At 60.5% G+C, this 22172-nt stretch carries 23 protein-coding genes; 6 read left to right on the forward strand and 17 right to left on the reverse strand.

Features of this window, described 5'->3' with window-relative positions:
- Positions 1-195: 195 nt before the first annotated feature.
- Both thrS and infC read left to right on the forward strand, forming a co-directional pair.
- On the forward strand, positions 196-2133 hold the full coding sequence (gene thrS / locus PWM43_RS05345) for a threonine--tRNA ligase (protein ID WP_289841528.1): 1938 nt from the start codon (positions 196-198) through the stop codon (positions 2131-2133).
- 132 nt (positions 2134-2265) lie between these two features.
- Positions 2266-2787: a translation initiation factor IF-3 gene (gene infC, locus PWM43_RS05350; protein WP_289841529.1), complete on the forward strand. Its 522-nt coding sequence runs from the start codon at positions 2266-2268 to the stop codon at positions 2785-2787.
- A gap of 83 nt (positions 2788-2870) precedes the next feature.
- Here infC and PWM43_RS05355 read toward each other — a convergent pair whose 3' ends face one another.
- The 9 genes from PWM43_RS05355 to PWM43_RS05395 form a co-directional block, all read right to left on the reverse strand.
- Positions 2871-3686, reverse strand: coding sequence for an SIMPL domain-containing protein (locus PWM43_RS05355; RefSeq protein WP_289841530.1), 816 nt, complete (start codon positions 3684-3686; stop codon positions 2871-2873).
- 354 nt (positions 3687-4040) lie between these two features.
- Positions 4041-5495 (reverse strand): sensor histidine kinase, encoded by a 1455-nt coding sequence (locus PWM43_RS05360; RefSeq protein WP_289841531.1) that lies wholly within the window; start codon positions 5493-5495, stop codon positions 4041-4043.
- Between the two features lies 1 nt (position 5496).
- Positions 5497-6177, reverse strand: a complete 681-nt coding sequence (locus PWM43_RS05365; protein ID WP_289841532.1) for a winged helix-turn-helix domain-containing protein — start codon at positions 6175-6177, stop codon at positions 5497-5499.
- A 133-nt stretch (positions 6178-6310) separates the two neighbouring features.
- Positions 6311-7504 carry a S1C family serine protease gene (locus tag PWM43_RS05370; RefSeq protein WP_289841533.1) on the reverse strand — a complete coding sequence of 398 codons (1194 nt, stop codon included), beginning with the start codon at positions 7502-7504 and terminating at the stop codon, positions 6311-6313.
- A 119-nt stretch (positions 7505-7623) separates the two neighbouring features.
- Positions 7624-8469: a lytic transglycosylase domain-containing protein gene (locus PWM43_RS05375; RefSeq protein ID WP_289841534.1), complete on the reverse strand. Its 846-nt coding sequence runs from the start codon at positions 8467-8469 to the stop codon at positions 7624-7626.
- Positions 8470-8520: 51 nt separating this feature from the next.
- The gene (locus PWM43_RS05380; protein ID WP_289841535.1) at positions 8521-10290 is read right to left on the reverse strand and encodes an aminopeptidase P family protein; all 1770 of its coding nucleotides are present in this window, start codon (positions 10288-10290) and stop codon (positions 8521-8523) included.
- A complete protein-coding gene (locus PWM43_RS05385; protein ID WP_289841536.1) occupies positions 10287-10808 on the reverse strand; it encodes a GNAT family N-acetyltransferase in 522 nt (173 codons plus the stop codon). The genes PWM43_RS05380 and PWM43_RS05385 overlap by 4 nt, the downstream gene beginning before the upstream one ends.
- Entirely contained in the window at positions 10801-11697 is an 897-nt protein-coding gene (locus PWM43_RS05390; protein ID WP_289841537.1) for a 50S ribosomal protein L11 methyltransferase, read from the reverse strand. The genes PWM43_RS05385 and PWM43_RS05390 overlap by 8 nt, the downstream gene beginning before the upstream one ends.
- Positions 11694-13958 carry an ATP-dependent helicase gene (locus tag PWM43_RS05395; protein ID WP_289841538.1) on the reverse strand — a complete coding sequence of 755 codons (2265 nt, stop codon included), beginning with the start codon at positions 13956-13958 and terminating at the stop codon, positions 11694-11696. The genes PWM43_RS05390 and PWM43_RS05395 overlap by 4 nt, the downstream gene beginning before the upstream one ends.
- Positions 13959-14063: 105 nt before the next feature.
- Between PWM43_RS05395 and PWM43_RS05400 the strand changes: the two genes are divergently transcribed.
- Positions 14064-14753 (forward strand): JAB domain-containing protein, encoded by a 690-nt coding sequence (locus PWM43_RS05400; protein ID WP_289841539.1) that lies wholly within the window; start codon positions 14064-14066, stop codon positions 14751-14753.
- A gap of 8 nt (positions 14754-14761) precedes the next feature.
- On the opposite strand, the gene PWM43_RS05405 is transcribed toward PWM43_RS05400, so the two are convergent.
- On the reverse strand, positions 14762-15469 hold the full coding sequence (locus PWM43_RS05405) for an HAD hydrolase-like protein (RefSeq protein ID WP_289841540.1): 708 nt from the start codon (positions 15467-15469) through the stop codon (positions 14762-14764).
- Between the two features lie 56 nt (positions 15470-15525).
- On the opposite strand from PWM43_RS05405, the gene PWM43_RS05410 reads away from it, so the two are divergent.
- Positions 15526-16254, forward strand: a complete 729-nt coding sequence (locus PWM43_RS05410; RefSeq protein ID WP_289841541.1) for a JAB domain-containing protein — start codon at positions 15526-15528, stop codon at positions 16252-16254.
- On the opposite strand, the gene PWM43_RS05415 is transcribed toward PWM43_RS05410, so the two are convergent.
- The 6 genes from PWM43_RS05415 to rpmE form a co-directional block, all read right to left on the reverse strand.
- The gene (locus PWM43_RS05415; protein ID WP_289841542.1) at positions 16240-17403 is read right to left on the reverse strand and encodes a 5-(carboxyamino)imidazole ribonucleotide synthase; all 1164 of its coding nucleotides are present in this window, start codon (positions 17401-17403) and stop codon (positions 16240-16242) included. The two genes, PWM43_RS05410 and PWM43_RS05415, sit on opposite strands and share 15 nt — an antisense overlap.
- A complete protein-coding gene (gene purE / locus PWM43_RS05420) occupies positions 17400-17927 on the reverse strand; it encodes a 5-(carboxyamino)imidazole ribonucleotide mutase (RefSeq protein ID WP_289841543.1) in 528 nt (175 codons plus the stop codon). The genes PWM43_RS05415 and purE overlap by 4 nt, the downstream gene beginning before the upstream one ends.
- A gap of 1 nt (position 17928) precedes the next feature.
- Positions 17929-18129 (reverse strand): YdcH family protein, encoded by a 201-nt coding sequence (locus tag PWM43_RS05425; RefSeq protein ID WP_289841744.1) that lies wholly within the window; start codon positions 18127-18129, stop codon positions 17929-17931.
- A gap of 138 nt (positions 18130-18267) precedes the next feature.
- Positions 18268-18846: a DUF1013 domain-containing protein gene (locus tag PWM43_RS05430; protein WP_289841544.1), complete on the reverse strand. Its 579-nt coding sequence runs from the start codon at positions 18844-18846 to the stop codon at positions 18268-18270.
- Positions 18847-19064: 218 nt separating this feature from the next.
- The gene (locus PWM43_RS05435) at positions 19065-19532 is read right to left on the reverse strand and encodes an Hsp20 family protein (protein WP_289841545.1); all 468 of its coding nucleotides are present in this window, start codon (positions 19530-19532) and stop codon (positions 19065-19067) included.
- A gap of 153 nt (positions 19533-19685) precedes the next feature.
- Positions 19686-19916 carry a 50S ribosomal protein L31 gene (gene rpmE, locus PWM43_RS05440; RefSeq protein ID WP_289841546.1) on the reverse strand — a complete coding sequence of 77 codons (231 nt, stop codon included), beginning with the start codon at positions 19914-19916 and terminating at the stop codon, positions 19686-19688.
- Between the two features lie 318 nt (positions 19917-20234).
- On the opposite strand from rpmE, the gene mscL reads away from it, so the two are divergent.
- Positions 20235-20693 (forward strand): large conductance mechanosensitive channel protein MscL, encoded by a 459-nt coding sequence (gene mscL, locus PWM43_RS05445; RefSeq protein WP_289841547.1) that lies wholly within the window; start codon positions 20235-20237, stop codon positions 20691-20693.
- A 62-nt stretch (positions 20694-20755) separates the two neighbouring features.
- Positions 20756-21157: a hypothetical protein gene (locus PWM43_RS05450; protein ID WP_289841548.1), complete on the forward strand. Its 402-nt coding sequence runs from the start codon at positions 20756-20758 to the stop codon at positions 21155-21157.
- An 88-nt stretch (positions 21158-21245) separates the two neighbouring features.
- On the opposite strand, the gene secF is transcribed toward PWM43_RS05450, so the two are convergent.
- Complete coding sequence (gene secF / locus PWM43_RS05455) at positions 21246-22172, reverse strand: protein translocase subunit SecF (protein WP_289841549.1); 927 nt, start codon at positions 22170-22172, stop codon at positions 21246-21248.

Raw genomic sequence — 22172 nt, forward strand, 5'->3', positions numbered from 1 at the left:
GTAATATAAAACGGGAGTCAGACAGCGGGTTGCGAGGGGCGTCTGATTCTGCGCATCTGTTTTATGCCCGCGTATCCAGGGGAAAGGTATTATTTTCCGGGTTAAGCGCACCTAAATGGGTGCAGGGGGTTGTTCGCCTGTTGCAGGAGCGCCATTACAACGCGATCACCCTTGTGTTTTTCGGAGTTCAAACCTATGCCTGCGATCACTCTGCCCGATGGTTCCGTCCGCTCGTTCGACGGTCCGGTGACGGGCACGACGATCGCGGCGTCGATTGGTCCGGGTCTGGCTAAAGCCGCTTTGGCCATGTGCATTGACGGCAAGCTCGTCGATCTCTCGACGGAAGTCGATCGTGACTCTCTAATCCGGTTTATCACGCGCAAGGACGACGCGGCGCTGGAAATGATCCGTCATGATACTGCGCATGTGCTTGCAGAAGCCGTACAGTCGTTGTGGCCCGGGACACAGGTTACGATCGGCCCGTCGATCAAAGACGGCTTTTATTACGATTTTTTCCGTAACGAACCTTTTACCCCCGACGATTTCGAGGCTATCGAGATCAGGATGCGGGAGATTATTGCCGCGAACGCACCGTTCGAACGTGAAGTCTGGGAGCGGGATGCTGCGATTCACTACTTCGAAAATAAAGGAGAGCGTTTCAAGGCCGAACTGATTCGCGATCTGCCGGAGAGCGAAGCAATATCGATCTATCGCCAGGGAGAGTGGCTCGACCTTTGTCGCGGGCCCCATCTTCGCAGCACGGGTGATGTCGGGGCGGCCTTCAAGCTCATGAAGGTTGCCGGCGCCTATTGGCGCGGCGATCATCGAAACCCGATGCTGACGCGTATCTACGGAACTGCGTGGCGCGACAGGAAGGAACTCGACGCCCATCTTCTTCAGCTTGAAGAGGCGGAGAAACGGGACCATCGCCGGATCGGCCGTGAAATGGATCTCTTCCATATTCAGGAGGAAGCGGTTGGCCAGATCTTCTGGCATGCCAAGGGCTGGCGCCTGTACACCGTCCTGCAGGACTATATGCGCCGGGCCCAGACGCGTGGCGGTTATCAGGAAGTGCGCACTCCCCAACTTGTGGACCGGGCGCTATGGGAGGCTTCAGGTCACTGGGACAAGTATCGGGAGCATATGTTCATCGCGAGCGTGGAAGACGAAGACAAGACGCTTGCGCTCAAGCCGATGAACTGTCCCTGCCATGTGCAGATCTTTCGACATGGCCTGCGCTCTTATCGCGAACTGCCGCTCCGGATGGCGGAATTTGGCGCTTGCCATCGTTACGAACCTTCAGGCGCTCTGCATGGAATCATGCGCGTGCGTGGCTTTACGCAGGACGATGCTCATATTTTCTGTACGGAAGACCAGGTCGCCAGCGAGATCGCGGCGTTCGTGGCGATGCTCGACGAAGTCTACCGTGATCTTGGATTTGAAGGATTCCGCGTCAAGTTCTCCGATCGTCCGGAAAGCCGGGCAGGGTCGGATGAGAGTTGGGACAAAGCCGAAGACGCCCTGAAAAACGCGTGTGATCTTGCGAATGTTCCCTATGAACTCAATCCGGGCGAGGGGGCTTTTTATGGTCCGAAACTGGAATTCGTTCTGACGGATGCCATCGGCCGCGACTGGCAGTGCGGAACGGTTCAGGTCGATTACGTCCTGCCGGAACGTCTGGATGCTTCTTATATCGGCGAAGACAGTAACCGACATCGCCCGGTCATGGTGCATCGCGCGATCCTCGGCAGTTTCGAGCGCTTCATCGGCATTCTGATCGAGCAGTATGCGGGGAAATTCCCGCTCTGGCTTGCGCCTGTTCAGGTGGTCGTCGCCAGTATCATCACGGATGCCGAACCCTACGCGCAGGAAGTGGCTTCTTCCCTGCGCGCCAAAGGGATGCAGGTTGAGGTCGACGGGCGCAACGAGAAGATCAATGCCAAGATCAGGGAGCATTCGCTTGCGCGCGTACCCGTCATTCTCGTGGTGGGGCGTCGTGAAGCCGAGGAGCGGAAAGTGGCCATGCGGCGCCTGGGTGGCGCATCACAGGAGATTCTCTCTCTCGATGAGGCTCTCTCGACGCTGAGTGCTGAAGCGACCCCGCCGGATGTGCGTCGTCTGCAGAACTTGTAACGCTGTTATTCGGTCCCTTGTCTTGCAACCGCACGGACGAGGGACTAAATCAGTGGCAAAAGGGTCCGCGATCGTAACGCGAGTCCTGAGAAGTTTAACGAAGAACAGGAGCTGACCATAGCTAGACCCCCGATGCAGGCTGCGCCGACCCGCGAAGGCCCGCGCGTCAACGAAGAGATCCGCGTGCCGCAAGTTCGGCTCATTGGTGCCGATGGCGAGATGATTGGCGTTCTGTTGACGCGTGATGCTCTCGCCCGCGCTTATGCGGAGGGACTTGATCTGCTGGAAATCAGTCCGACGGCTGAGCCGCCGGTCTGCAAGATTCTCGATTATGGCAAGTTCAAATACGAGCAGCAGAAAAAGCGTAACGAAGCGCGCAAGAAGCAGAAAGTCATTGAAATCAAGGAAGTCAAGGTGCGTCCCGGCACCGATGAGAATGACTTCCAGGTCAAGCTTCGTGCCATGAACTCCTTCCTGAACGACGGTGACAAGGTGAAGGTTTCACTGCGCTTCAAGGGGCGTGAAATGGCCCACCAGGAGCTTGGCATCAAGATGCTGGAGCGCATCCGCCTCGAGATGGAAGAAAAAGCCAAGGTTGAGCAGATGCCTCGGCTGGAAAATCGTCAGATGATCATGGTGCTTGCTCCGCGCTGAGTCCTGTTTCTCTGGAGAAAACGGAAATAAAGGGCGCCACATTCAGGATGTGGCGCCCTTTTTGATTCGTTGGATAGTTCCGTTCAAGGAGCCAAGTATACGTCTGCCGAGAGACTCACAGTGACGGCGCGCTCCTCGTTCGTGCGTGATGGAGCACTGGCCATACGTGCGGCCATCATGGCCATTCTCGGTATGGGAGACGAAAATTCGATTCGGACCGTTTTGAAGTGATCGACGTGCAGCCCGAGCGCATGTGCCGAATCACGTGCTTGTTGCTGGAGTTTGGCGAATGCATCGTCTCGCGCTTTTTTTTCCAGCGCGGCTTTGTCTTCTGAGGTGAAAGACCAGTTGAGACCACGGAGAATCATTCCCTCCGACTGTAACTGTCCTGCGAGTTTTAGAAGAGTGGCGGAATCCGTCCCACGCAAGCTGAGATTCTGTTGTGCCATCCATGAATGAGGATGGTTTTCGGGCGTGCGTTCCGACACATCGTAATCGAGAACTGCCATATGTAGTTGTGAAACGGCAGACGCCTGTTTGAGTGCATTTGCGACGATCCTGTTGACCTGCGTCTGAGCCGTGGCCGGATCCGTGGCTTCGCTCTGAGCCGTCAGCGAGGCGTCGAGAAGTGTCGGCGTTGCCTCGACGCTCCCGGTTGCCGTCAAGGACAGGAGTGTCTGCGGTCCGTCGGCTGCCAGTGCCGTGCAAAACGGGAAGGGGGTGAGCAGCAGTCCAAGGAGGAAGCGCTTCATGACGTAACCTTCAGATAAGTGTTGATCGACCTCATGGTTGAGCCGATCCTGAGCACTCCCCTGCATGAGGATGGCCGAAGGCTTTTTTATGGTCGGGCGATGGACGTCGGAGAGCAGCGGGGCATCACGGCTGACGTAGCGCCACAAGCGCGCGTCTTAGCTGCGCGATCCCAGGACGGACGTGCCCTCCCTCGCATAACGAAGTGCCGTCCTCTTCAAAATGGCGCGCTGCGGTGATAACCGACGCGTTTCTAACTTCGAAGTTTTCCATCTCATGCGCCACACGCTGCTGCAAGGTCCGGCAGTATTGTGGACTATCGCTCGTCACAACCAGTGGAGCCGTATTCTCTTCGATGTGCGCGGCAGCACTAGTATCTGCCTTCCCTGACAGGGAGACATTCTGATCATCGGGAAGGGATGCCGCTCCGGAAAGGAGAAGCATTCCGAAAGACGAGATTATGAATGCACGAAGATACCTCACCCTACCGTAAATAATATCGACTACGTTACCGGCATGTTGGGGAGATGTGACTCTTCCGTCATGGTCGGTGTGGGGAGCGCGGCTGCGAGTGTCAGGGTCGCCCGAAGCCCTGGACGTCTTGTTTCCAGAACGAGCGTGCCATTGTGGAGTTGGGCGATGGCCTGAACGAGCGAAAGCCCCAATCCTGCGCCGGGGGTATTACGCGCGGCATCTGCTCGGAAGAATCGTTCGGACGCACGGGCGAGGTCCGCTTCCGACATTCCCGGCCCCTCATCGGCGACGCTGATGCGGACCTGTCCTCCCGACGATGCCGCCTTGATATGCACGACGGAATGTTGAGGGGCGAATTTGAGCGCATTATCCAGCAGATTGGCGACGCCCTGCTGAATCAGACGGGCGTCGCCGTAAAACATGAGCCGGGGCGGCAGGTCAATGACCAGGCGCACATGGCGTTCTTCCGCGCTGGCTTCGTAAAGCTCAGCAACATCATGGAGCGGTATGGTCAGGTCGCAGACTTCAAAGGCCGCGCGTCGTGCGCCGGCTTCTATCTGGGCAATGCGCAACAGAGCTTCGAACACCGCCGTCACATGGTCCAGATCCATTACAGCTCGCTCCATGGCTTGTCGCAGGCGCTCGGGATTCCGTTCGGTCAGCGTTGCGTCTTCGAGCCGGGCGCGCGCACGCGTGATCGGCGTTCGCAGATCGTGAGCGATAGCGTTTGAGACCTGTTTCACGCCGTCCATGAGACGCGCCACACGGTCCAGCATGTCATTGACCGAGTGCGCGACCAGATCGACCTCGTTGCCGACAATGGGCATGCGTTCGCGCATGTCGCCGCGTGCGATCGCCGATGTCGTATGGGCAATGGATGACAGGATGCGCCGGAAAATCCCCCGGACGACGAGGCCGCCGCCCACGGCAAGCGCGGTGACCATCGCCCAGGACCAGAGGAACGTATCGGTCAGGAGACGGGCGAGCAGTTCACGTCCGCGAATATCACGACCGACAAGAAGACGATCGCCTCCCGGAAGCGAATAGGCATGAACCTCCGCCGTAGCGGTTGTGCCGGCCCGAATGATTTCCTCGGGATAGAACTGATCAAAACGGCTCACCTGCGTGGGCCATGCGGGCATGTTGCCAGCAAGGATCTCTCCGTTCGAGCTGACGAGCAGATAGAGCGCCTGATCTTCTACATCCAGATCCAGTCGATCCTGGATGGCCAGAATCAGTCCCGGCAGACCGCTTTCAGCCCAGTGCTCGCGCAGGTTATGGGCGTCCGCTTCGACGGCCTGCTCCACCTGATGTTCGAGGCTGCCGACCGTATGCCACCACAGCAGAGAGAGAAAGAGAGCTGCCGAAATCGCGAAGACGAAACCATAGGCCAGCGAAAACCCCAGCCCCGCCGACCGGAAACGCCAGGCGCGCTGGAGCCATATCCAGAGTCGGGGGTAGCGTCCGGCGATATCAGGCATCATGCTACTCGGCGCGGAGAATGTAGCCTGCGTTCCGGATCGTGTGAATCAGGGGCGTTTCGAACGGCTTGTCGACCTTCTGGCGGAGACGGGAAACATGCACGTCGATCACGTTGGTCTGAGGGTCGAAGTGATAATCCCAGACCCTTTCCAGAAGCATTGTGCGCGTTACGACCTGACCCGCATGACGCATGAGGAACTCAAGCAGGCGAAACTCGCGGGGTTGGAGATCAATCTTCTCATTTCCCCGTTTCACGGTTCGTGAAAGAAGGTCCATCTCAAGATCGGCGACTGCCAGGCGTGTCTGCGGAGCCTGCTCGGCGCTTCCACGACGAGCGAGCGCTTCGACCCGAGCCAGGAGTTCCGAGAAGGCGAACGGCTTGGTCATATAGTCGTCGCCGCCGGCTTTCAGGCCCGCGACACGCTCGTCGACGTCCGCAAGGGCGGAAAGCAGCAGCACTGGTGTCGTATTGTTCTGCGCGCGGAGCGTTTCGAGAATACGCAATCCATCGATGCCGCCCGGAAGCATGCGATCCAGTATGATGATGTCGAAGTTCTCGCTGACGGCAAGAAAAAGCCCGTCCTTGCCGTTATCCGCTTCTTCGACGACGTGGCCCGTTTCTCGCAGGCCCTTGACGATGAAGCTGCGGACGGTCGGATCGTCCTCCACCAACAGGATGCGCATCAGCCATGTCCTTCAGTCTCGTATCGGTCCATCACGGACCGGTTTCCTCTCTTATCGGCTATATTACAGAAATGGGAAAGGCGCAGTCGAAGGCGGAAGCATTCTTTCGTGAATTCGCAGTTTTTTACATTGTTCAGTCGGTAGCATTCGCGGGGCGCTTGCCAACATGCACGGGCACAGGAAAAGTCTTTGCATGTCGACGAACGGTAAAAGTGAGGATATCTCCCGGTTTCGCCGCCGCGACGGTTCGAAGCACTATACGGGCATTGTCCGTCATCTGACCGTTGACTCCCAGTACGCGATCTCCCCGCTGTAATCCGGCCCGCGTGGCGGGGCCGCCAGGATCGCTTTCCTCGACATGGATCGTTCCGTCACCATCGTCGAGCGTGACGCCGAGCCAGCCGTGATCGACATGTCCGTGCAGGCGCAGGGCTTCGACGATGGGGGCAACGGTTTCGGACGGAATGCCGAAGCCAATGCCCACGGAACCGCCCGTCGGGGAGACGATGGCTGCGTTCACCGCCACGACCTGACCTCGCATATTGAAGGCTGGTCCACCGGAGTTGCCGGGATTGATGGGGGCATCGAGCTGAAGAAAGTCGTCCAGGGAACCGGCGCCCAGATCTCGACCGCGCGCCGAGACGATACCGGCCGTGACCGATGAACTGAAGCCAAAGGGATTGCCCGCGACCAGAATCCAGTCTCCGACTTCGACAAGCCGACTTTCGCCCCATGTCACATAAGGCAGCGGTGTCGGCGAATCGACCTTGATGACGGCGATGTCCGTCAACGCATCGCTTCCCACCAGATGCGCGGGCATCTCGCGCCCCCCGATCATGGAGACCGTGACATTGTCAGCCCCCCCTATGACATGACTGTTCGTGACGATGATTCCCGATGGATCGATAATGAAACCGGAACCCGCGCCAAGAATTTTTTCCTGATGTTTCTGAAGCTTTTCCCGATAGCGCTTTTCAAGCGGTGTTCCCTTGATCTGGGGAGGTATCCGCTTTTTCTCCGAGTTGTTGTCTTCCGTGATGGCAATGTTCACGACGGCCGGTATCACGCGCTTTACCAGAGGTGAAAATGTCAGAGGCCCGGAGCTGACGAGCACGGGAGGAAGGGTGGCATCGTTGGGATTCATCGTTACGGGAGATGCGTCGAGAGAGTTTCCGTCCTGTTTTTCCACGGCTGCTTCGGGTCGTGTCGCTGGTCCGGCGGAAGTGGGAAGCGAGTGTACTGCCGGGTGTGTATGGGTGTGGATGCCGACGACAAGACCGCCCAGCAGAACCGTGCCGAGCCCGCCTCCGGCGATTTTCCAGATCATGTCAGGTTTCACGGTCGGAGAATGCGGGCGGGATGGCTCATGGTGCCAGGATAGCGGAGAAACTGTCCGACGCCATCCTCCTCTATGAGAGCGAGGCAGTTCTGTGCGTGCGGTTCGGTCTAATGCTCGTAGGCGAGGCGAACGGGCATGGATCGGTAGGAAGCCAGGTCGCGTCCCGCCGATGCGTGGCCGGATGAGGGAGAACCGGCCGGTGGAGAGCCCGAGGGGGGAGAGCCGATACCGTTCGCGAGCGACGCAGCGGGGAAACTGTTGCCCGCTGCCGCGCGCTGATGAATTCGGGCTGGCGGAAGAAAGCGGACAGCGGCGTAAGGCCGTGTTCCCGGTGTGGCCCTGCTGCGGGTCAAAAGAGCCAGCGTGGCCGCCGCCGATGATTTGGGAAGCGCGATATAGTCGTTCCCAAACGATGCGGTATCGTCGCCTTTCTGCCATATCGCCATGACGCGGCGCGCGTAATCTGCCCCGAGCGACGGGGTCTGAGAGTGATAGGCGCCTGTCGCGAGTTTCCAGTCCGGAAATTTCTCGTGGAGTTCGTTCAGGAAACGTGCGGCATAATCAACATTGGTGGACGGATCGAAGGCCGCTTCGAGAGACGCGAACGCATCGGGATGATGATGAAGGTTGATCTGCATGCAGCCTACATCAATGGAATCGATCCCGTGTGATTGCAGGTCCCGGACGGCGTCCATGGCTTCGGCTTTGCTGTCGAAGAAGTAGCCTTGTCCCTTGACGTTGATCGTCCAGGGCCAGGCCTGGAAAGTCCCGGAGGATTTGCGACCGCTCTCTACCTTACTGATGGAGGAGAGCAGTCCGACAGGAATGCCATGCGCGACTTCAGCATGGCTTGCCGCCCTCTGACAGGCCATCTCCGCCGCGAAGGCAGGTATGATCCCCATGGTCAGAAGGCCCATCAGCAGAAAATATGGCAATATGAAAATACGGCGCATGCGTCACGTCATGCCCGCGCAGTGGTTGAGATTCCGTAAAGTTCTGCCGGATCAGGCGAGCGGCGCGCAGACTTCCGCGAGCCAGGTCCGTGTGGGCAGGTCGACAAGAGGGCCGATCTTTGCAAGCGTGGTCGCGTGGTAACGGTCGAGCCAGGAACGTTCGTCATCGCCGAGCAGGGAGACGTCGATGAGATTACGGTCGAAGGGCGCAAAACCAAGCACCTCGAATTCCAGATAACGCCCCGGCGCACCCACCGAGGCGGGTTTGACCAGCAGAAGATTCTCCAGCCGAATCCCGTAATGCCCGACCGCGTAATAGCCGGGTTCGTCCGAGACGATCATGCCGCTCTGCAACGCGACCGGGCGGGCGATGGCGGAAATATTCTGCGGGCCTTCATGGACGGACAGATAGCTGCCGATGCCATGGCCGGTGCCATGGTCATAATCCATGCCAGCCTGCCACAGGAACTGACGGGCAAGCGCGTCGAGCCGGTGGCCCGTCGTGCCGACGGGGAAACGGGCCTGGTTGAGCGCGATATTGCCTTTAAGAACACGTGTATAAGCCTCACGGATCGCGCTGGGAGCGACGTCCGGGCCTGTCCATAGCGTGCGTGTCACATCCGTCGTGCCGGCGCCATACTGGCCGCCGCTATCGATCAGATAGATCGAATCAGCCGTCAGAACGCGATCCCTGCCGGGCAGCGCGCGGTAATGGGGCAGGGCGGCGTTGGGTCCGGCCGCTGAAATGGCGGCGAAACTTTCACCGCGATAATCCGGGCTTTGAGCCCGAAAACCGTCCATGCGTTCGGCCAGTTCGGTTTCACGAAGGCCGACGCCCTGCGTCGTGACAAAGTGCAGAAAGCGACACAGGGCCGCCGAATCGATCCGGTGGACATCGCGCGCGCCCTGCTGCTCCGTCGCGTTTTTGCACGCTTTGGGCAGGACGCAGAGATCGCCGCCCCGGCTGATCGTGGCGTCGGCCTTCTCAAGCGTCTGGATGAACCACAGCGCAGTGCCCTGGGCATCGACCCGAACTGTCTTGCCCGAAAGCGCGTTCAGGCGCGCATCGAGTTCCGTGACCGTACGAATCGTGACCTTGTCTCCGAACGACGCAAGCGTCTCGGCGGTAAGGCGGTCCCGCTCCACGAAGAGTTCGGCCCGGTCATTATCGTGCAGGATCGCGAATGCCAGAACGACCGGCGTGTAAGGAACATCGGAAGCGCGGATATTGAGAAGCCAGGCGACCGATGTCGGATCGGTCACGAGGGCGGCATTCTCGCCATTGGCGCGCAGTTCCGTGGCAAGGCGTGCCCGCTTGCTGTCGCTTGTCTCACCACTGAGATCCGGAGACTGGAAGATGACAGGCGTGCGCGGCCTCGCCGGTTGATCGGGCCATGCGGCGTCGAGAGGGTTGTTTTCCAGGGCGACGAACTCAAAGCCACGTCCCTCGAGAGCCGTTAATCCGGCTTCGCTGATCAGGCGCGGATCGTAGCCGATGCGCAAGCCCTGAGCATGATGCGTGAGCCACTGTTGCGGCGGGATCTGGGTGATGTGGAGACGTTCCCAAAGAGCGCCATCGACCTGCTCGTCGAGCTGGACGGTATAACGGCCATCCGAGAAGACGGCGGCCCTGTCGGGCAGCACCAGCGCCATGCCTGCGCTGCCTGTGAAACCTGTCAGCCAGGCCAGTCTTTCCGCGTAGGGCGCGACATACTCGCCCAGGAATTCGTCGCCGCGCAGTACGACGAGGCCATCGACATTCCGGCGTGAAAGCTGTTCCCGTACGGCGGCGAGACGCTCGGAAAAGGAAAGGGCGGTCATGGGCTGCAAGCCTCCGGCTCGGATGGTCCAAGAAGACGGTACATGAAAACGAGATCGAGCCACCGCCCGGCTTTGAGGCCGAGCTGGGGAATGACGGAACTGGCCGAGAAACCCAGGCTGCGGTGAAGTGCGACGGACGCCGCGTTCGTGGCCGTGACGGCGCCGATCATGACATGAAGGCCGTCGGACGTGGCGCGCTGGATCAACGCCATCAATAACTGACGTCCCAGACCGCGCCGTCTGGCATCGGCGGCGATATAGACGGAATGCTCGACGGACAGGCGATAGCCATCGAACGCGCGAAAGGCGCCATAGGAGCCAAAACCCACAACCGCGTCGTCCTCGACGGCCACGATGACGGGAAAGCCCGTCTCCTGACGGGTGCGCATCCATGCGCTGCGTTGCGTCAGTGTCACAGGGGTTTCCGTCCAGATCGTGTCCGAGGTGCGAATGGCGTCGTTCGTGATCGCGACGATCCACGGCAGGTCGACCTCGGTCGCCTCGCGCAGTTCAGCCATGGCGACGCAGGACCAGGGTCGTCCAGTCGCCCTCGCGATAACGGCGTTCGAGAACCAGCCCCTGCCGCCGATGGGCCGACAGCACCATCCGGGCCTGCGTATTCAGAAGCCCGGCGAGGATGGCGGTCCCGCCCGGAGCGAGATGATGGGCGAGATCCCGCGCCATGCGGCATAATGGCCGGGCGAGAATATTCGCGAATACCAGATCATAAGGCGCATGGCTTCGTACGGCGGGCGTCAGCCAGCCATTGCCGTGGCGGCATGTGAGAAGCGGACCGATGCCGTTGAGCCTGGCATTGGTGGCGCTCACGCGCACGGACCACGGCTCGATATCGACGGCCAGGACGGGCCGGTGCAGCAGCTTCGCCGCCGCCATGGCGAGAATGCCTGAGCCACAACCCATGTCGAGAATGCGTTGCGGGCGCCGATACGCGACCGCTTCCAGCGCACGAAGGCATCCGCGCGTCGAGCCGTGCTCTCCGGACCCGAAGGCAATTCCGGCATCCAGCGTGATGGTCATGCGAGCGCGGGAATGGCTGCAATCGAGATGGGTTCCGCGAATGGCGAAACGATTTCCGATGATCTGCTCGGGGAACGCTTCGTAGATGCGCGCCAGCCAGCCCTCGGCTTCCGTGCGTTCGCGCGTCAGGGGCGCATCGACGCCGGTGACGAGGCGCGCCAGATCGAGGGCGCGTTCGAGTTCGGCCTCGCCATGACCGATGTCTTTCACGCCCTCTATGCGCCAGACCGTCTGGGCGTCGTCGGCTTCGAAAAGCCCGACGGTGGTGCAGGCCGTCGCCAGCGCTTGCTCGAAAGGCTCTGCGGCGAATTCCGGCACGACGACCGAAATGGTTTCAAGCGCCGATGCGTGCCGTCTTGGCGCGCTCACGAAACGATTTCCACGAAACTGGCCATTACCCTTTTTTCGCCTGTCTGTTCGAAAAGGACCTGCAAGCGATCCACGTCCACGTCGGTGACGACCCCATAGCCGAATTTCTGATGGAAGACACGTTCGCCCACGCCGATATCCGGCGTCGGGGACGCGGGGCGCGACGGGACGTTACGGTCGCGCATGGGCTTGCGGGCCAGCAGGGGACCAGACGCGAACATCGAGGGCGCGGCGGTTGCCTGGCGGCGTTCGAACGGCGTCTGTCCGCTGATCGCGACGTGCTGGGATGGAATTTCCTCGATGAAGCGGCTCGGAATCGAATCCTGCCAATTCGCGAAAATCCTTCGGCGCCCGGCATGCAGCACGGTCGCGAGTTTGCGCGCGCGGGTCAGCCCCACATAGGCGAGCCGTCGTTCTTCCTCGAGGCTCTTGAGGCCGCCTTCATCCATGCTGCGCTGGGAGGGGAAGACGCCTTCTTCCCAGCCCGGCAGAAAGACCGTGTCGAACTCGAGGCCTTTCGCGCCATGCAGCGTCATGAGATTGACCTTGTCCTCGCCCGCCGTTTCCTCGCCCTCGGTGACAAGCGCGATATGTTCGAGAAAGGCTCCTAACGTGCCGAAATCAACCAGCGCGCGAATAAGTTCCTTGATATTGTCCAGCCGCCCGGGAGCTTCCAGAGACTTGTCGTCCCGCCACATCTGGAGGTAGCCGCAATCCTCGAGCAACTGCTCGACGGCGACCACATGGCCTTCCGCGCCCAGTGTTTCGCGGGCTCTGGAGAAAGCCTCCATCAGGGCGCCCAGAGCGTCTTTCGAGCGTCCCTTGAGCGCGGCTTCCGCGAGGAGCGCCGAGACGACGCCCGTCAGGGAGATGCCACGCTGACGGGCTTCGAGCTGGAGCTTCTGCAATGCGGTCGCCCCCACGCCGCGACGCGGAACATTGACGATGCGCTCGAACGCCAGATCGTCCGCGGGCTGCGCGAGCACGCGCATATAGGCCAGACAGTCCCGAATTTCCGCACGTTCGTAAAAGCGGACGCCCCCGACAATGCGGTAAGGAATGCCCCGTGCCACGAGACGTTCCTCGAACGGACGGGTCTGGAACCCGGCCCGCATCAGGATCGCCATTTCCGAGAGCGCATGACCCTGAGTGCGGAGCGTCTCGATGGCGTCTCCCACCACGCGGGCCTCTTCGTCCGAATCCCATACGCCGATGACGCGGACCTTCTCGCCTTCGGCATCGTCACGTCCGGGACGCAACGTTTTGCCGAGTCGTCCGCTGTTATGGGAGATGAGACCCGCCGCCGCGGCCAGGATCTGCGCCGTGGAGCGGTAGTTCCGTTCGAGCCGTACGACGGCGGCTCCGGGAAAGTCTTTCTCGAAGCGAAGGATGTTTTCAACTTCCGCGCCGCGCCAGGAATAGATCGACTGGTCGTCATCACCCACGCAGGCGATGTTTGACGGAGCGCCTTCGCGTTTGGCGAGCAGCCTGAGCCAGAGATACTGGACGGTGTTGGTGTCCTGATACTCGTCGACCAGAATATAGCGGAACGATCTGTGGTACTGCGCCAGAACATCGGGCCGGGTGCGCAGGATTTCGACGACATGCAGCATCAGATCGCCAAAATCGCAGGCATTTACGGCGCGAAGCCTCGCCTGATACTCGGCATAGATGCGGCTGGCGATTCCGTCCGCGTAATCATCGTCTTCAGCGGGCGTGATGCGTTCCGGAGTGAGGCCTCGATCTTTCCAGCGCTGAATGATTCCGAGCATCCCCTGGGCGGGCCAGCGCTTGGGATCGACACGGTACGGCGCCATCAACTGCTTCACGAGACGGAGCTGGTCATCCGTGTCGAGAATGGTGAAGCTGCTCGTAAGCCCGACATATTCCGCATGGCGTCGCAGCATGCGCGCGCAGATCGCATGGAAGGTGCCGAGCCAGAGTCCCTCGACAGCCTCGCCCAGGAGCGCGCCGATGCGCTCGCGCATTTCGCGCGCCGCCTTGTTCGTGAAGGTGACGGCCAGGATCTGATAGGGACGCGCGCGACCGGTCAGCAGGATATGGGCAAAGCGTGTGGTCAGGACGCGTGTCTTGCCCGTGCCCGCGCCCGCGAGAATGAGGAGCGGCCCTTCGGTGGTCTCGATGGCTTCGCGCTGTTCGGGGTTGAGGCGCTCGAGGTAATCCTTGGGCGTCGCGGGCTGGGGCGTCGCAGCTTGGGACGTTGCGGGCCGGGGCGTGGGGAAGAGGGGAGCGTATGTCACATCTCTGGATATAGTGTCTGACGAACGGGCCGCAAATCGCTTTCTGTTCCTTCTGGCCCCTGTCCGGCGATCTGATAGGCTGGTATCGGAAAAGGGGCGCAGCACATGCACGATACACCTCAGACGCCGGGTGGATTTACGTCCACCGGCCCGCACGGGCATCGTGGCCGGATGCGCGCGCGCGTTTTGGCGAGTGGAGCCGCTTCGCTCGCCGATTATGAACTGCTGGAAATGCTTTTGTTCCACGGCATTCCCAGGCGCGACACCAAACCCATGGCCAAGGCGCTCCTCCAGCAGTTCGGAACGCTCATCGGCGTGTTTCGTGCGCCGGGAAAGGCGCTTCGCGGCATGGGCCTGACGGACGAGGCCATTCGCGTCCTGCGTTTCCCCGCGATTGCCGCCGAGCGCCTGGCCGGGGCTGAACTGCGCGCGCGACCGGCTCTTGGAAACTGGGCGCAGCTCCTGGCATATCTGGATATCGCCATGCGTGGCGCACAGCCGGGGCAGATGCGCATGTTCTACGTCGACAACCGCAACCGCCTGCTGGCCGATGAACCTTTCGAGGCACATGACGGCGCGGCGACGGCCCTCCGCCGGGCGCTTGGTCTGCACGCAACGGGACTCATCGGCTTTCTGAGGCTCGATGGCGACAATACCATGCATGACGGGCGGAATTACGCGCCTGCGATGCGCATGCTCGAGGAAGCGGCGAGACCCCTGGCGGTCATGTTGCATGACGTGGTGGCGATCGGTGCTGGCGATCCCGTCAGCTTCCGTCAGGAGGGCTGGCTCTAGCCTGGCCCTCAGGCCGCGTGGTGATGCTTCATGGCGGCGCGAAGCTGGTTTGCGATGGCCAGTTCCAGATCGGCGGGCGAGACGCAGAGATGGTCCGCGCCTGCTTCGGTAAGCTCGCCTTCGCCGCCATAGCCCCAGAGAACGCCGATCCCCCGAAGTCTGTTGGCGTGAGCCCCGACGATATCGAAGCGACGGTCGCCGACCATGATGGCGTTGCCCGGCTGGATGTGATGATCTTTCATGATGCGGGCGATCATCTCGGGCTTCTCGCCCCCGCTTTCGTCGTCGCATGCGCCGCAGACCTGATCGAACAGGCCGTCCAGACCGTGTTCGATCAGGATATCGCGGGCCAGAAACGCCGGTTTCGACGTTGCGGTATAGAGACGCAACGGCGAGGCCGCGAGACGGTGCAGGAGATCGACCATTCCAGGATAAGGGGGGGTCTGATGTCGACCGACGGCCTGGTAGCGCTCCCGATAAAGGGCGACGCCCTCCTCGACCCTGGTCTCGCCATAGGCCGACAGGACTTCGGCCATCAGTTCCGCCAGCGGAGGCCCCACGACCCATGTCAGGTCGCGCGAACGATCCGGTATATGGCCAAGGGTCTCGATCACGTGATGAAGTGTCGAGACAATGCCATGCCGGGAATCGACAATCGTGCCATCGAGGTCGAGCAGAACGGCACAGTCGGAAGTGAATTCGTCAAAAACAGTCATCGCGACGTAGAGTAGAGTGCTCTTGGGAGCATGGCTATAGCCGGGAGATGGATCGGATGAGGGAAGGATTCGGAGAGGCTCGTCTGGTCGGCAGTGAAACGGAAGCGATAACGGGCATCGTTTCTCAAGATCCTGCAAACCCTTGGAACGCCCTGCTCACAGGTCGCGGGCGATATCTCGATGACGCGAAACTGATCCTTCTATGGGCTGAAATCGTGACAGCCCAGGCGCGCAATGCCGCCGAAATTGCGACCCTGCTCTCAGATCGCTACGGCACTCTGGCGGCGTTGTTATGCGTTCCCGAGCGCGAACTCGCGACAATCGCCGGGATTGGACAGCATCTCATTCCATCGCTGAAGGTTCTCCATGAAGCGGCCCTGCGTTACAATCGCGCGCGGCTCGACGGAGAGGATGTGCTGTCCGACGAGAAAAAACTGCTCGATTATTTGACGGCGCGGCTGGCTCGGGAAACCGTGGAGCAGTTCCGGATCGTCTTTCTCACCGATACCGGGCGTCTGATTTCCGACGAAGCGCAGGCTCGTGGGACCGTCAATCACACGCCGGTCTATCCGCGCGAGGTCGCGCGCCGCGCCATGGAACTGCAAGCCGCGTCCATCGTCCTCGTCCATAATCACCCAAGTGGCGACCCGACCCCTTCTGACGCGGACATGCAGATGACCCGGCAGGTCCAGGCTGCGACCCGGGCCATCTGCATCGAAGTTCTCGACCATTATATCATTGGAAATGGCCGCCACGTCAGTTTCAGGGCGTTAGAAATTCTCTGACCCGTCTTCGGGATCGAAATCGGCGAGCGGGCCGAGAGCCGCCGCGAGCCCCACGCGTCCGGGCAGGCTTCCGCGCGGGAAAATGATGTTGACATGTCCCATTTTGCGGCCAGGCCGGGCTTCCGCCTTGCCGTACAGGTGCAGAGACTGGCCGGGCGTGCGAAAGATCATGTCGCACAGCGTCATATCGTCCGGCCCGATCAGGTTTTTCATGGCGGCGTCGCTGTGGCGTGTGGCCGGGGGCAACGGCAGGCCCGCTACGGCCCGGATATGCATCTCGAACTGATCGACGAGGCACGCATTCATGGTCCAGTGGGCCGAATTGTGAGGTCGTGGAGCGATCTCATTGACCAGAAGAGCGCCTTCCGCGTCCACGAACATCTCCACGCCCATGATGCCGACAAGACCCAGCCCGTCGGCCACACGGGTCGCCAGTCTGGTGGCGCGGTCCGCGAGTTCCGATGGGATGGGAGCTGGAGCGAGACTCAGATCGAGAATGCCGTTGCGATGAATGTTCTGCGTCACATCGAAGCAGCGCGTCGTTCCGTCGGTTCCGCGGGCGACCATGACGCTGAGTTCACGGTCGAACGCGATGACGCCCTCGGCGACAAGCGGGTAGGGCAGTTCCGCCGGAAGGGCGGTGAGGTCGTCAGCCGAAAGAACACGGAACTGGCCTTTGCCATCGTAACCAAGACGCGTGGTTTTCAGAATGAGGTGATGGCCCAGAGCCTCGACGGCCGCATCCAGTTCCTTCCGGTTGCGAACCGGGCGCCACGGCGCCAGCGCCACGCCGATCTCCGAGAGCCGCGTCTTTTCGATGATGCGGTCCTGGCTGACCTCCAGGATGTCGCGGCTCGGACGGACGACGCGCAGTTCTTCCAGAACGGCCAGACCGGCAGCCGAAACATTTTCAAATTCAAACGTGACGACGTCGACCCTGGACGCGAATGCCCGCAGGGCTTCGGCGTCGTCATAGGCGCCGATACTCACATGCCGGGCAACCTCAGAGGCGGGGCAGTCCGCGTGCGTGGCATAGACGTGGACATGAAAACCCAGTCGCGCGGCCGCGGCGGCGGACATGCGTCCAAGTTGTCCTCCACCTATGATTCCAATGGTCGCGCCGGGGCGCAACGACAAGGCGGCCCTCATTCCTCAGGATGGTCGGCGACGGCCGCCGTCCGCATGGCTCGCCATGTTTCGAGCCGCGCGGAAAGTTCCCGATCGGAGAGTGCGAGAATGGATGTAGCCAGAATACCGGCGTTCAGCGCCCCTGCCGCGCCGATGGCGAGCGTTCCGACCGGAACGCCGCCGGGCATCTGGACGATCGACAGAAGCGAATCCATGCCTTGAAGGGCCTTGGACTGCACCGGCACGCCGAGCACGGGAAGGGTCGTCCACGCCGCCACCATGCCCGGCAGATGAGCGGCGCCACCTGCGCCCGCGATCACGACCTTGACGCCTCGCGACTGCGCGCCACGGGCGAATTCAGCAAGGCGATCGGGCGTCCGGTGCGCCGACACGATCCGCCGCTCGTAGGGAATTTCCATTTCATCGAGAAAGACGCAGCCATGTCTCATGGTCTCCCAGTCGGACTGGCTTCCCATCACGACGCTGACCAGGGGTGTGTCGGCGGTCAGATCGGTCTTTTCGAGCGGGGCGAGAGCTTCACTCATGTCAGGCGATATTGTCCGGAATTAGCTGGTTTTCGATATGTGAAATTTCGTCTTTCAACATCAGCTTGCGCTTTTTCAGGCGCTGAAGCTGGAGCTGATTGAGCGGGTGCTGGACGAGCCGTTCAATAACCGTGTCGAGATCACGGTGCTCGCTGCGTAATTCGTGCAAACGGCGCAGAAAGATATCCTGATCAACCAGCATTCCACATAGTTCCGGAAACCAATCCCGCAAGCGGGAATCTGTGACGGACCCGGCCTTGTGACCGGGATGCTTCAATAACATGGCGCGACGCAAGGCTTCCAGTCATATGAACGACCGGAAACTGCGCGCCGGGTCGTGTCAGTTCTCCGCGGGTTCAGGGTCGCTGAACGCCACCGGGACGGTCTGGCCGTCACGGATCAGGCGTTCATTCGCCGCCTGGACAGCGGCGTTCAGATCAGCCTGCCTGCAAAGTCCGAGAATGACCGGGTCGCGCGGCTTGATATTGGCGCTGTTCCAATGCTGTCGATCACGTACCTTGGCGATGGTGTCTTTCGTCGTGCCCAGCAGCTTGATGATCTGGGCTTCTCCGAGCTGCGGGAACTGACGCAGGAGGAAGGCGATCGCGTCCGGGCGGTCGTTACGCTTGGAAATCGGGGTATAACGCGCGCCTTTGGAGCGGCGTGCCACCGCGCTGCCTTCGGAAGACAGACGCAGGCGCGCCGTGGTGTCCTTCTCGCAGCGCGCGATTTCGTCCTTGGTCAGCTGATGATTGGAGACCGGGTCGTAACCGTTGATCCCGGCAGCCACTTCGCCGTCGGCGATGGCTTGAACCTCAAGCGGGTGCATGCCGCAGAACTCGGCAATCTGCGTGAACGTCAGCGCCGTTTTCTCGATGAGCCAAACGGCCGTAGCCTTGGGCATCAGGGGAAGTGTCATGGTCGGGTCGTCCTGCGTCTGGAGCAGTGTCCGCGCAGGTACCGATGATGAAAGTTCGTGTTCTTGGAGCGAACGCTCGCGGCACCTGCAGATGCACTGCGAAGATGGGGAGGATATGGCGTCTCGGGATCACGCGGGTCAAGCGCTTTCAACGAGACGGGGTGAAAGAACCCCTAAAAAAAGAGAGGCACCCCAGGCTGGGTGCCTCTCTCAAAGCTTCAGGCGGCCTGCTGGGCTTCCGTCCGGGCAGGCTGCGGCGTTGCCGGTTGACGGACCGTGACAGGGATACGTCTCGGCTTTAGAGCCTCCGGGATCACCCGACGTACGCTCACGGTCAGCAGGCCATTGTTCATTTCCGCCTTTCCGACTTCGATATGGTCGGCAAGCACGAAACGCCGCTCAAATGCGCGAGTCGCGATCCCGCGATGCAGGACTTCCGCCGTGGAGGCGTTTTCCCGGACGGCGCCCTTGATGAGCAGCGTATTATCATCAAGCACGACTTCGATCTCTTCCGGACCGAATCCGGCGAGCGCCATGGTCAGAACGTAATCGTTCTCACCCGTTTTCTCGATATTATAGGGGGGGTATCCGGCACCGACCGGAACGCTGGACGCCGTGTCCACGAGGCGAGCGAGGCGGTCAAAGCCTATGGCCGTTCGGAACAGCGGGGCAAAATCGTATGTCATGAGAACCTCCTCCAGGGCAGATCCACCTGTTTTCAATCCCCGAATGCGGCGGACTGATATTGCACATGTTGTCACGGCCCGCGAAGGCACCGCGACAACACACGAGGTGGCTTCCTCTTGAAGATTTTCAAGAGGATGGAGGTTCGGGCCGCCTTACTTCTTGGTACGCGCGCCGATGCCGGCAAACCGCTTGTTGAACTTCGCGACCTGACCACCGGCATCCAGCATGCGGTGCACGCCCGTCCAAGCCGGATGAGACTTCGGATCGACGTCGAGGCGCAGTGTCGCGCCTGCAGCAGCATAGGTCGAGCGCGTCGTAAACTCGGTGCCGTCGGTCATGACGATGTTAATCTCGTGGTAGTCGGGGTGAATGCCGGATTTCATGAATATCTCTCCAGTGGGAGCTCCGATGCCGACCGGAGCGATCGACGGGCTATTAGAGGAAACCAGACCGAATTCAAACGGCAAAACGCCATTCGGTCAGGTTTTTAACGAAAAAGCCCCCAACCCGGAAGTCGATCCTTCTTCTGACGCGTCACTTTCTCCGTCCGGGGCTGGAAGCATCTGAATCGTGGGAAAACATCATTTAAGAAAGCACAGCGCGGAATTATAGGCCACATCACGGCCTTCCGCAGTATATAAACGGTTTAGACGCCGGAATGTCCGCGCGGCCGCAATAATCTTTCAGGAAGGAAGTCCTCATTGAGCCAATCTCTGCATAAGCTGCATGCTCCGGGCTGGTTGTCCGAATTCCGCGCTTTCATTATGCGCGGCAATGTCATCGATCTGGCGGTCGGTATCATCATCGGTGCGGCATTCACCGCGATCGTGAACAGCCTCGTGAAGGACCTCCTGACCCCTTTCATCGGCCTTCTTACTGGCGGAATCGATTTTTCAAACCTTTTCATCACATTGAAGGGGCCCGTTGAACCCACCCTTGCCGAAGCGCAGAAAGCCGGAGCGGTTACGGTCAATATCGGCCTTTTCCTGAACGCCCTCATTCAGTTCGTCATCGTGTCTTTTGCCATATTCTGGTTGGTGAAAGTGGTCTCGAAGCTGCATCGCAAGGAAGAAGCAGCTCCGGCGGCACCGAGTAGTACGGACGTTCTCCTGACCGAGATCCGTGATCTTATCGCTCATGAGCAGAAGCCGCTCGCCTGAACCTCAATGGTTCCGAGGGGAAGGCTCTTGGCCTTCCTCTCATGTTGCGACAGGATGCAGCCATGTCGCATGTCTCCCGTCGCATGATCCCCTCCATTCTGGCACTTCTTGCCTTGGCTTCCTGTGCCACAGGTCGGGAACGGGACCTGATGGAGCGGCAGTCTCCCAGTACATTGCTGACGAGCTACCTGATCGCGTCGGGCATGGCGGAGCGTCACATGGCGTCACGTCTCGCGCGGCATCAGGCGTCGGAGCAGGATATCTCCGCACTCGTGGCAGCGAACCGCAACGCCTGGATGTCGGTGCGCAAGGCCATTCTCTTGCCCAGCACAAAAAATCTGAAGGATGCTGATCTGGGCCTGGAGAGCCTCATCAGCGAGGCCGGTCCGGGAAACAGCGGAGTTTCGACGGAAAGCTCCGAAGGGCGCGCTCCGAGAGCGACCCCTCTTGTGCCGGCAAATTAGGAGAAAGACGTTCGACGAACGATCCTGAGTCCTGTTTCACCAAGTATTTTTTCCGGGCAGCCGAATGCGTCCGATCGGATGATAGGCTTTAACGACGGAGCCGCTTCTCACCCAGAAGGAGGAGGAGCGGCGCCGCAATGAAAATCGAAGATGACGTGCCCACGACGATGCCGAACAGCATGACGGTCGCAAAGCCGGACAGGCTGTGCCCGCCGAAAATGGCGAGCGGCAAGGCTGCCAGGAACACCGTCGAGGATGTCCCCAGGGTACGGTTCAGTGTTTCGTTGATCGAAAGATCCAGCAGTTCCCGCAATGGCATCGAGCGGTATTTACGCAAATTCTCCCGCACGCGGTCATAAACCACCACCTTGTCGTTGGTCGAATATCCAAGGATCGTCAGGATGGCGGCTACCATGACCAGATCGAATTCGAAGCGGGTGATTGCCAGAAAGCCTATGGTCTTCGTCAGATCGAGGATCAGCGTGACCACCGCCGAAATCGCGAACTCGCGCTCGAAGCGGACCCAGATGTAAATCAGGATCATGGCAAGGCTCGAGACCAGGGCCAGAAGACCGTCTCGGAACAACTCCCTGGACACGGACGCACCCACTGCATCCGCACGCAGGATCTTGGTTCCGGGCTGGGCGTCGGCGACGACCTTGCGCACGGTATCGACAAGGTTCTGCGTCGCGGCTTCCTGGGCAGCCCCGGCGGATGGTGCGTCGAGCTGAATCAGGACGTCATTATCAGCGCCGAACTTCTGGATGCCAGCCGCTGCGATATGATGTTCAGCCAATGCGCCACGCAGGCGGTCAAAATCGGCGGGGCCCTGTGTCTGGGCCTCGATCACAATACCGCCACGGAAATCCAGGCCGAGTTTCAGACCGGGAAAGAAGAATAATCCAACGGACAGGAGGGACAGGATTGCCGATGTCGCGAGGCCGATATAGCGGCCGCGCATGAACGGAATACGCTTGTCGTCACGGACGAAGCGGAGAAGGGGGCGGGACAGCAT

Origin of the sequence: Brytella acorum (assembly GCF_029309905.1) — a bacterium.
GTDB lineage: Bacteria > Pseudomonadota > Alphaproteobacteria > Acetobacterales > Acetobacteraceae > Brytella > Brytella acorum.

What these genes read in the sequence shown, in the direction of transcription:
- PWM43_RS05410 (WP_289841541.1), top strand. Translation starts at nt 15,526, where the DNA reads ATGAGGGAAGGATTCGGAGAGGCTCGTCTGGTCGGCAGTGAAACGGAA.
- rpmE (WP_289841546.1), bottom strand. Translation starts at nt 19,916, where the DNA reads ATGAAATCCGGCATTCACCCCGACTACCACGAGATTAACATCGTCATG.
- secF (WP_289841549.1), bottom strand. Translation starts at nt 22,172, where the DNA reads ATGCTGTCCCGCCCCCTTCTCCGCTTCGTCCGTGACGACAAGCGTATT.
- PWM43_RS05365 (WP_289841532.1), bottom strand. Translation starts at nt 6,177, where the DNA reads ATGCGCATCCTGTTGGTGGAGGACGATCCGACCGTCCGCAGCTTCATC.
- PWM43_RS05405 (WP_289841540.1), bottom strand. Translation starts at nt 15,469, where the DNA reads ATGACTGTTTTTGACGAATTCACTTCCGACTGTGCCGTTCTGCTCGAC.
- PWM43_RS05400 (WP_289841539.1), top strand. Translation starts at nt 14,064, where the DNA reads ATGCACGATACACCTCAGACGCCGGGTGGATTTACGTCCACCGGCCCG.
- thrS (WP_289841528.1), top strand. Translation starts at nt 196, where the DNA reads ATGCCTGCGATCACTCTGCCCGATGGTTCCGTCCGCTCGTTCGACGGT.
- PWM43_RS05435 (WP_289841545.1), bottom strand. Translation starts at nt 19,532, where the DNA reads ATGACATACGATTTTGCCCCGCTGTTCCGAACGGCCATAGGCTTTGAC.
- PWM43_RS05380 (WP_289841535.1), bottom strand. Translation starts at nt 10,290, where the DNA reads ATGACCGCCCTTTCCTTTTCCGAGCGTCTCGCCGCCGTACGGGAACAG.
- PWM43_RS05385 (WP_289841536.1), bottom strand. Translation starts at nt 10,808, where the DNA reads ATGGCTGAACTGCGCGAGGCGACCGAGGTCGACCTGCCGTGGATCGTC.
- PWM43_RS05430 (WP_289841544.1), bottom strand. Translation starts at nt 18,846, where the DNA reads ATGACACTTCCCCTGATGCCCAAGGCTACGGCCGTTTGGCTCATCGAG.
- PWM43_RS05425 (WP_289841744.1), bottom strand. Translation starts at nt 18,129, where the DNA reads ATGCTGGTTGATCAGGATATCTTTCTGCGCCGTTTGCACGAATTACGC.
- PWM43_RS05360 (WP_289841531.1), bottom strand. Translation starts at nt 5,495, where the DNA reads ATGATGCCTGATATCGCCGGACGCTACCCCCGACTCTGGATATGGCTC.
- infC (WP_289841529.1), top strand. Translation starts at nt 2,266, where the DNA reads ATGCAGGCTGCGCCGACCCGCGAAGGCCCGCGCGTCAACGAAGAGATC.
- PWM43_RS05370 (WP_289841533.1), bottom strand. Translation starts at nt 7,504, where the DNA reads ATGATCTGGAAAATCGCCGGAGGCGGGCTCGGCACGGTTCTGCTGGGC.
- purE (WP_289841543.1), bottom strand. Translation starts at nt 17,927, where the DNA reads ATGAGTGAAGCTCTCGCCCCGCTCGAAAAGACCGATCTGACCGCCGAC.
- PWM43_RS05450 (WP_289841548.1), top strand. Translation starts at nt 20,756, where the DNA reads ATGTCGCATGTCTCCCGTCGCATGATCCCCTCCATTCTGGCACTTCTT.
- PWM43_RS05375 (WP_289841534.1), bottom strand. Translation starts at nt 8,469, where the DNA reads ATGCGCCGTATTTTCATATTGCCATATTTTCTGCTGATGGGCCTTCTG.
- PWM43_RS05415 (WP_289841542.1), bottom strand. Translation starts at nt 17,403, where the DNA reads ATGAGGGCCGCCTTGTCGTTGCGCCCCGGCGCGACCATTGGAATCATA.